The 7405-nt window shown below is 72.7% G+C and carries 7 protein-coding genes and 1 pseudogene; 6 read left to right on the top strand and 2 right to left on the bottom strand.

Going from position 1 to position 7405, the window contains the following annotated elements:
* A pseudogene (locus ACTUAL_RS16845) lies at positions 1-96 on the bottom strand (toxin-antitoxin system HicB family antitoxin); the annotation flags it as partial.
* 165 nt (positions 97-261) lie between these two features.
* Here ACTUAL_RS16845 and thyX point away from each other — a divergent pair.
* The 6 genes from thyX (at position 262) to ACTUAL_RS16815 (ending at position 6246) form a co-directional block, all read left to right on the top strand.
* Complete coding sequence (gene thyX, locus ACTUAL_RS16840; protein ID WP_096496502.1) at positions 262-1014, top strand: FAD-dependent thymidylate synthase; 753 nt, start codon at positions 262-264, stop codon at positions 1012-1014.
* Positions 1011-1400 (top strand): ACT domain-containing protein, encoded by a 390-nt coding sequence (locus ACTUAL_RS16835; RefSeq protein ID WP_440900931.1) that lies wholly within the window; start codon positions 1011-1013, stop codon positions 1398-1400. Before thyX ends, ACTUAL_RS16835 begins: the two co-directional genes overlap by 4 nt.
* Positions 1401-1481: 81 nt before the next feature.
* Complete coding sequence (locus ACTUAL_RS16830) at positions 1482-2945, top strand: serine/threonine-protein kinase (RefSeq protein WP_440900930.1); 1464 nt, start codon at positions 1482-1484, stop codon at positions 2943-2945.
* Between the two features lie 70 nt (positions 2946-3015).
* Positions 3016-3636: a TIGR03085 family metal-binding protein gene (locus tag ACTUAL_RS16825; RefSeq protein ID WP_096496499.1), complete on the top strand. Its 621-nt coding sequence runs from the start codon at positions 3016-3018 to the stop codon at positions 3634-3636.
* A 37-nt stretch (positions 3637-3673) separates the two neighbouring features.
* Complete coding sequence (dapA, locus tag ACTUAL_RS16820; RefSeq protein WP_096496498.1) at positions 3674-4570, top strand: 4-hydroxy-tetrahydrodipicolinate synthase; 897 nt, start codon at positions 3674-3676, stop codon at positions 4568-4570.
* A complete protein-coding gene (locus ACTUAL_RS16815) occupies positions 4567-6246 on the top strand; it encodes a ribonuclease J (RefSeq protein ID WP_440900929.1) in 1680 nt (559 codons plus the stop codon). The genes dapA and ACTUAL_RS16815 overlap by 4 nt, the downstream gene beginning before the upstream one ends.
* Before the next feature lie 87 nt (positions 6247-6333).
* Here ACTUAL_RS16815 and ACTUAL_RS16810 read toward each other — a convergent pair whose 3' ends face one another.
* On the bottom strand, positions 6334-7140 hold the full coding sequence (locus ACTUAL_RS16810) for a lysophospholipid acyltransferase family protein (protein WP_096496496.1): 807 nt from the start codon (positions 7138-7140) through the stop codon (positions 6334-6336).
* Between the last annotated feature and the right edge of the window lie 265 nt (positions 7141-7405).

Below are 7405 nucleotides of genomic sequence, written 5' to 3'. Positions count from 1 at the left end.
GAGCACGGCCGCGCTGCGCCGGGTGTTCTCGTCACCGGCGGACGCGGCTGTCGTCAGGTCTTCCCGCAGGGCGGAGATGTACGGCGAAAGGTCCATGACACCAAGATGACACCACGAATGGCAGCAGTCAAGGAGCGTGGTGCTGTCGATGTTGCCGCCACCACGACATCACCCGATAGGGCAAGACTGAGGCCCACGACACGGGGGCGACCGCCGGATCCCAGCCAGAGAGGCTCCCGCAGTGCTCTAAGGTTTCGCCTCATGGCTCAAACGGTGTCCCCGCACGTGCAGTTGATCGCGAAGACGGAGTTCTTCCCCCCGTCTGACGTCCCGTGGTCGACCGACGCCGAGGGCGGCGAGGCGCTCGCCGAGTTCGCGGGCCGCGCGTGCTACCAGTCCTGGTCCAAGCCGAACCCGGCCACCGCGACCAACGAGGCCTACCTGCGCCACATCATCGAGGTCGGCCACCTGTCCGTCCTGGAGCACGGCTCGGTCAGCTTCTACATCACCGGCATCTCGCGCTCGCTCACCCACGAGCTGATCCGGCACCGCCACTTCTCGTACTCGCAGCTCTCGCAGCGCTACGTGCCCGAGCGCGACGCCGCGATGGTCGAGCCCGAGGTCATCGCGAACGACCCCGAGCTGCACGCCCGCTTCCTGGCCGCCGCCGAGGCCAGCGTCGCCGCCTACAACGACCTGCTCAAGGGCCTCGAGGAGAAGTTCTCCGACGTGCCCAGCGCGACCCTGCGCCGCAAGCAGGCCCGGCAGGCCGCCCGCGCCGTGCTGCCCAACGCCACCGAGACCCGCCTCGTGGTGACCGGCAACTACCGCGCCTGGCGCCACTTCATCGCGATGCGCGCCACCGAGCACGCCGACGTGGAGATCCGCGCCCTGGCCATCGAGTGCCTGCGCCACCTGCAGAAGGCCGCCCCCGGCGCCTTCGCGGACTTCGCCGTCACCTCGCTCGCCGACGGCACCGAGGTCGCCTCCAGCCCGCTGGTGGCGGAGGGGTGAGGCGGCTCGTCGTGGACGTGCGGCCGGGCGACCACAGCGTCGTCCGGCTGCCCGCCGACGCCCCCGTGCCGCCCGGCCTGCTGGACGTGCCGGGCTTCGTCTCGGTCACCCGCACGCCGGACGAGCTGTCGATCGTCTGCCCGACCGCGCACGCCCCCGAGTCGGCTGACACCCAGTCCGGGTGGCGGTTGCTGACCGTGCGCGGGCCGCTGGCCTTCACCCTCACCGGCATCATGGCCGCCCTGTCCGGGGAGCTGGCCGCCGCCGGTGTGACGTTGTTCGCGCTGTCCACTTTCGACACCGACCACCTGCTGGTCAAGGAGGGCGACCTCGGCCGAGCGACGCGGGCGCTGGCCGCGGCGGGGCACGAAATCACGAATCCGTGAAACCGCGCCCGTCCGCCGGAGGTCTGAAGTAGCGTTCGGCCGCCCGGTCGGGTCAGCGGTGTCACGAGGAGTAGTACCACGGTGACTGGTCAGCAGAGCACGCCCCCAGTGCGGCAGCCCCGCGTCATCGCGGGCCGCTACACCCTGCTCGCGGAGCTGGGGCGCGGCGGCATGGGCGTGGTCTGGCGCGCGCAGGACAACGTGATCGGCCGCCAGGTCGCCATCAAGGAGCTGCACCTCCCGGACGGCATCGCCCACGAGGAGCGGCGGGTCCTGGAGGAGCGGGTGCTGCGCGAGGCCCGCACGGCGGGCAGGCTCAACGACCCGGCCATCGTCACCGTGTTCGACGTCGTCGCCGAGAACGGCATGACGTACATCGTGATGGAGCTGGTCGAGGCCACCACGCTGTCGGCGCTGGTCGCGCAGCACGGCCCGATGCCGCAGGACCGGGTCGCCTCCCTCGCGCTGCAGGCGCTGTCCGCGCTGGAGACCGCGCACCAGGCGGGCATCGTGCACCGGGACGTCAAGCCCGGCAACCTCATGATCACCCCGAACGGCCGGGTCAAGCTGGCCGACTTCGGCATCGCCCAGGCCGTGGACGACCCGCGCCTGACCACCAGCGGCAGCCTCATCGGCTCACCCGCCTACATGGCCCCCGAGCGCATCCACGGCCACGAGGCCGCGCCCGCCGCCGACCTGTGGTCGCTCGGCGCGACGCTGTGCTTCGCCGTCGAGGGCGTCAACCCGTACGAGCGCTCCACCACCGCCTCCACCCTGCACGCGATCATGAGCGAGCCGCCCCGCCTGACCAGGGCGCACGGCGCGCTGGGCGCGGTGGTCACCGGCCTGCTGATGACCGACCCGACGGCCAGGCTGACCGGCCCGCAGGCCCGCGCCATGCTGGAGCGCGCCGCCGCCCAGCCCACCCCGCCCGGCGGCGTCCCCCGGCACCCCGGCGGCACCGTGAGCTACACCCAGCACGCGCCGGCGCCCACCCAGCAGGTCAAGGCCCCGGTCAGGCCGTGGCTGCGCAACCTCGCCATCGGCGGGGCCGCCGCGGCTGCCCTGCTGGTGTTCACCGGCGGCGTCTTCGCAGGCCGCGCCGCCTTCACCGAGTCCCCGCCCGAGGGCCTCCAGCCGGTGGTCACGTTCGGCTCCGGCGGTGCCCTGCCCGACTTCAGCCTCAGCAGCGGCTACTGCGGCGACAACTTCCTCGGCCCCACCGTCAAGGTCAACAGCGCCAGCTGCGAGGACGACCACAGCATCCAGGTGTTCGCCAGCAGCAACCCGTTCGGCAGCGCCGACGACCTGGCCTACCCCGGCGACGCGCAGCTGCACGCCTTCGCGAACGAGTTCTGCTCGCTCAGCTTCGCCTCCAGCCTGGTCACGGCCACCGACAAGACCGCGCTGGTCTACGCGCCGGTCGTGCCGACCGCGGCGAACTGGCGCAGGCAGTACGCCGACACGAAGACCTCCCGCGAGGTCTTCTGCGTGCTCTGGAACAAGGACGGCAGCCAGCTCGCCGAGAAGCTCGTCGACCGCTAGCCGCGCGAGCGGACCCCGGCAAGTAGGCGCTGTCAACACGGACCGCTCCCCGGCGGGTAGGTTGGGCGGCATGGGTCTAGCTCAGGACGAACGCCGACTGCTGGCGGAGCTGTTCACCGAGGTGGGGCCGGACGCCCCCACGCTGTGCGACCCGTGGCGCACCAAGGACCTCGCCGCGCACCTCGTGCTGCGCGAGCGCAGGCCGGACGCCGCCGCGGGCCTGTTCGTCAAGCCGCTCGGCGACCACACGCAGAAGGTCCAGGACGACTACGCCGCCAAGCCGTGGGCCGAGCTGGTCGACCTGGTCCGTGTGGGCCCGCCCAAGTGGTCGCCGCTCGCGCTGCTGGACGAGAAGGTCAACGGCATGGAGTACTTCGTCCACCACGAGGACGTCCGCCGCGCGCTGGACGGCTGGGAGCCGCGCCCCGCCGACGTGGTCCGCGACGCCGACCTGTGGCGGGCCCTGCCCCCCATCGCCAAGCTCAACCACCGCAAGAGCCCGGTGGGCGTCGTGCTGCGCCGCACCAGCGGCGAGACGATCACCGCGAAGGCGGGCCCGACGCCGGTCACGATCACCGGCGAGCCCGCCGAGCTGGCCCTGCTCTGCTTCGGCCGGGACGCCGTGCGGGTGAGCTACGAGGGCGACCCCTCGGCCGTCGAGGCGGTCCGCTCGCTCAACCGGAGCACGTAGCGGCTGCTCGCTGAGGGTGACGCGGTAGCGTTCAGCCATGACCGGATGCCCTACCGCCTCACCCGGCCGCCCCTTCGGCCGCCTGCTCACCGCGATGGTGACCCCGTTCGACGCGGACGGGGCGCTCGACCTGGCCAAGGCCCAGGAGCTCGCGGCGCACCTGGTCGAGCAGGGCAACGACGGGCTGGTCGTCAACGGCACCACGGGGGAGAGCCCCACGACCACCGACGAGGAGAAGGAAGCCCTCGTCAGGGCGGTCGTGGAGGCGGTCGGCGACCGCGCCACCGTCGTCGCGGGCGCGGGCACCTACAACACCGCGCACAGCGTCGAGCTGGCCCAGTCCGCCCAGAAGGCGGGCGCGCACGGCCTGCTCCTGGTGACGCCGTACTACTCCCGCCCCACCCAGGCGGGCGTCGCGGCCCACCTCACCACCGTGGCCGACGCGACCGACCTGCCCGTGATGCTCTACGACATCCCGCCCAGGTCGGTCGTGCCGCTGGAGGTCGACACGATCCTGCGGCTCGCCGCGCACCCCCGGATCCTGGCCGTCAAGGACGCCAAGGCCGACCTGCACGCGGGCAGCCGGGTCATCGCCGAGACCGACCTGGCCTACTACTCCGGCGACGACCCGCTGAACCTGGCGTGGCTCGCCGTCGGCGCGGTCGGCGCGGTCAGCGTCGTGTCGCACTTCGCCGCGGGCCCGCTGCGTGCGATGATCGACGCCTTCGAGTCGGGCGACGTCGTGCGCGCCCGCGAGCTGCACCAGTCGATCCTGCCGCTCCTGCGGCCGTTCGGCCGCATGCCCGGAGTCACCTACACCAAGGCGGGCCTGCGTTTGCGCGGGATCGACGCGGGCGACCCAAGGTTGCCGCTGGTACCCGCCACCGACGAGGACATCGAGGCCGTGAAGGCCGAACTGGGAGTCAACGCGTGATCAATCCGAGCTCACCCCCGCCCGCGCTGCCCGACGGTGCGCTGCGCGTCGTCGCACTGGGCGGAATCGGCGAGGTCGGCCGCAACATGACGGTGTTCGAGCACGCAGGCAGGCTGCTCGTCGTCGACTGCGGCGTCCTCTTCCCCGAGGACGACCAGCCCGGCGTCGACCTCATCCTCCCGGACTTCCGGGCGATCGAGGACCGGCTGGAGGACATCGAGGCCATCGTGCTCACGCACGGCCACGAGGACCACATCGGCGCCGTGCCGTTCCTGCTCAAGCTGCGCCCCGACCTGCCCGTGGTGGGCTCGCGCTTCACCCTCGCGCTGCTGGCCGCCAAGTGCCGCGAGCACCGCAAGAACCCCAAGCTGATCGAGGTCGTCGAGGGCGAGCGCCGCGACGCGGGCCCGTTCGAGCTGGAGTTCTTCGCGGTCAACCACTCCATCCCGGACGCGCTGGCCGTGGCCATCCGCACCTCCGCCGGGCTGGTGCTGCACACCGGCGACATCAAGCTCGACCAGCTGCCGCTCGACGGCAGGCTCACCGACCTGGCTGGGTTCTCCCGGCTCGGCGACGAGGGCGTCGACCTGTTCCTGGTCGACTCCACCAACGCCGAGGTGCCCGGTTTCGTGGTGCCCGAGCGCGAGATCGGCCCGGTGCTGGAGAACGTCATCCGCAAGGCCGAGCAGCGCGTCATCGTGGCCTGCTTCGCCTCGCACGTGCACCGCGTGCAGCAGGTGCTGGACGTGGCCGTGCGCTACGAGCGCCGGGTCGCGCTGGTGGGCCGCTCGATGGTGCGCAACATGGGCATCGCCGCCGAGCTGGGCCTGCTGCACGTGCCGGACGGGCTGTTCGTCGACATCGACGAGGCCATGCGGATGCCCGAGGACCAGGTCCTGTTCGTCTCCACCGGCTCCCAGGGCGAGCCGCTGTCGGCGCTGTCCCGGATGGCGCGCGGCGAGCACCGCCAGATCTCCATCCGCGCCGGTGACACGATCGTGCTGGCCAGCTCGCTGATCCCCGGCAACGAGAACGCGGTGTTCGGCGTGGTCAACGGCCTGTCCCGGCTGGGCGCCACGGTCGTGCACCAGGGCAACGCCACGGTGCACGTGTCCGGTCACTCGCCCGCGGGCGCGCTGCTGTTCCTCTACAACGCGGTGCGCCCCAGCAACGTCATGCCGGTGCACGGCGAGTGGCGGCACCTGCGCGCGAACGCCGCGCTGGCGGTGGCCACGGGCGTGAACGAGGAGCAGGTCGTCATCGCCGAGGACGGCGTCGTCGTGGACATGGTCGACGGCAAGGCTGCCATCAGCGGCCGGGTCGAGGTCGGCCACGTGTACGTGGACGGGCTGTCGGTCGGCGACGTCGGGGAGTCGACGCTGTCCGACCGCCTGGTCCTGGGCGAGGGCGGCTTCATCGCGATCACGGTCGCGATCGACTCCAGCACCGGCCGCGCGGTCGCCCCGCCGACCGTGTCCGGCCGCGGCTTCTCCGACGACCCGAAGGCGCTGGACCAGGCCGTCTCGCTGGTGGAGATGGAGCTGTCGCGCACCGAGGCCGAGAACATCACCGACTCGCACCGCATCGCGCAGGCGGTGCGCCGGGTGGTCGGCCGCTGGGTCGCCGAGACCTACCGGCGCAGGCCCATGATCGTGCCGACGATCATCCCGGTCTAGGGCCGAGGGGTTCTTCCGCGTCGAGCGGGGGTCGGGACTCGTCCCGGCCCCCGCTCGCGCGTTCGCCCGGTTCGCGGGGGCCCCGCGTCAGGACGAGGCGCCTGCCGCGGGCGCGGGCCGCCACGGGCTGCTGCCGGTGGTCGGCCGGGTCGGGTCCTGGAAGCGGGGCGCGTCGGGCTCGTCGGCCCGCAGCGGGGCGAGGCCCGCCGTGATCGCCCGCATGATCCGCTCGTGCGCGCGCCGGGCGTGACCGGGCGCGCCGTCGCTCAGGTCGGACAGGTCCACCGGCGCCCCGAAGTGCACCCGGTACTCCGGCCGCCGCCGCACGCCCCGCAGGTACGAGGTCACGTAGGGCGCGACGTCCTTGGCGCTGTCCACGGTCAGCCCGCCCCAGCAGACCGCCTCGTGCGCGCCCCACTGGCTCACCGGCACCACCGGGATGCCGCCGCTGAGCGCCAGCCGCGCCGCGCCGGTCTTGCCGCGCTCCGGCCACAGGCCGGGGTCCTGGCTGATCCGCCCCTCCGGGTACAGCGCGACCGGGTCGGACCCCGCCTTCAGCGCCTCCACCGTGCGGCCGTACGCGTCGCCGACCGTGGCCGAGGCCCGGTCCACCCGCAGGTGCCCGGAGGCCTTCAGGAGCGCGCCCGCGACGGGGACGTCCAGCAGCCCGCCCGCGATCAGGAACCGGGGCGCGACGCCGATCTTGTGGCAGGCGGCGACCAGGACGAACGGGTCCAGGTTGCCGATGTGGTTCGAGGCCAGCAGCAGCGGCCTGCCGCGCAGCCGGGCCGGGATGCCCCCGGTCACCCGGAGGCTGCCGCTCAGGCCGATGAAGGCCCGGTCCATGGCGGTCAGCAGGCGCCACAGCGGCGGGGTGGGCGCAGGTTGAGTCACAGCGGGCAGGCTACGGCGTGTCGAGGTGTGGCCGCACCGCGATCCGGGCAACCATGGTCATCGAGGAAGCACACCTCACGTCCCCCGGCAACTCCTGGGGCACGTGGTGCGCAGGGGGATAACGTAGCGAACATGGCTGGCCGGACTACTGGGACTTCGCGCAAGGGTTCGACCCGAGGCGGTGGCGGGGCGAAGCCGAGGGCCGGCTGGCGACTCCGCCGGCCCCGATCAAGGAAATGCTGGCCACGTTCAAGGCCGACATGGA

It is taken from the genome of Actinosynnema sp. (assembly GCF_052038725.1).
The sequence above is the reverse complement of the archived record's forward strand: the minus strand, read 5'-3'. Positions and strand labels throughout refer to the sequence as shown.